At 54.6% G+C, this 1453-nt stretch carries 1 protein-coding gene; it reads right to left on the bottom strand.

Annotated features, from left to right (window positions below):
- Nucleotides 1-72: 72 nt before the first annotated feature.
- Nucleotides 73-1401, bottom strand: a complete 1329-nt coding sequence (locus BLR08_RS30485) for an ISNCY family transposase (protein WP_072338324.1) — start codon at nt 1399-1401, stop codon at nt 73-75.
- Nucleotides 1402-1453: the final 52 nt, after the last annotated feature.

Below are 1453 nucleotides of genomic sequence, written 5' to 3'. Positions count from 1 at the left end.
TGTCAATCGTCTGAGAAAATGTCACCTTAACTTTTCCGAGAAAATGTCACTTTTAGAATAAATGGAAGCCGCCTACCAGGAGGCCTCCGAATAGCGGTTGTGCTGTGAATAGATGGCATCTTGGAATGAGCTCTTGGATGTGGTACGCTTGGATTGGTTTTGAGTCTCCGCGGTTCTCCACGGATGACTGCTGGCGGGTTTGCGTGGCTGCGCAGAGCCCGCTTTTTCTTTTGGCGCAGAAATCCGTTTCGGCCGTTCCGTTGGCTTAAGCGCAACTGCCTTGCCCTGAAACCACAAAATGACTTCTTCGTCTAGCGTCACACGGACTTCGACGGTCATCTTCGCGTTTAGACGCAAGGAAGAGGGCTTGGCCAGCGTGTAGATCGTACCGTTGTAAGCAAGCGTATGACCGGAGCCGAGTTGCCTGTACTCCCGCTTGGTGAAGACATGATCCAGGTTGACGGCAGGATCAAGCGGCAGGTAGGCCGATTCCCGTTTGCGAGGTTCTACAGCAAATTGGCGGTTATGCTTCTCAATGAGCTTTGGCAGTTCCTGATTGGCCTCTTCCATCGTGTTCACCCCAAGCAGTCGCAGTTCCACTACTAAGCGGTCTTGCAGCGTTACCCAAAGTCGCTCGACGCGGCCCTTCGCCTGAGGCGTTACTGCTTTGATGTGCTCGATGCGGAGCTCGGCCATCGCCTTGCCAAAGTTAGAAAGCGGCCTCATCTCTCCGGCGAGCTCTTGTTCGACCGTCAGCTTCTCGTTGGGCAAGCGAAAAATCATATGGCGATCGCTGTACAGACTAAGCGGAACACCGTACTTGCGGATGCCCTGCTGCATGACACGCGAGTATCCTTCCCGGCATTCGTTGGGGCGGAACACGGCACCTACGACGGTGCCAGTCGCATCGTCGATGGCGGCGTGAAGCGCAAACGCAGGCGCGCGATGCTCCAGCCAAGCGTATGGCGTCGCGTCGATCTGCCACAGCATGCCGGCTTGCTCTCTGCGTTGCCGAGGCTGATGAGCCTTCCCGCGCCGACGTTGTTTGGCTTGCTTGATGCCTTCAGCCAGCAAGATACGTCTAGCGCTGGACGGGCTGATTTTCAATGATTCATGCTCCTCAAGCAATTCGGCAAAGTGGCAGTTGTTGCTGCCTTGGTACTTCGTTGTATACAGGGTCGCCGCTTTCGCCCTCACTTCGTCCGGCAGGGCGTGTGCCGGTTTTCTGCCACGATTCCCGTGGATAAGTGCACGAGCTCCTCCTTTGTTCTGATACTTCTGCTTCAATCGAATGACCTGCCTCTCCGTCAGCCCCAGCGCTGCTGCCCCTTCCTTGTTTGTCATATGTCCCTCGAAGATCTTTTCCACCACTAATACCTTCTTCAGCTCTGCTCTCGTCAATGTTAATGTCTCCTGTCCCATAGTGACATTATCTCAGAACAGTTATAGGGTG

It is taken from the genome of Paenibacillus sp. cl123, assembly GCF_900101595.1.
Lineage (GTDB): Bacteria > Bacillota > Bacilli > Paenibacillales > NBRC-103111 > Paenibacillus_G.
Note: the sequence above shows the minus strand (reverse complement) of the source record. Positions and strands in the feature narration are given on the sequence as shown.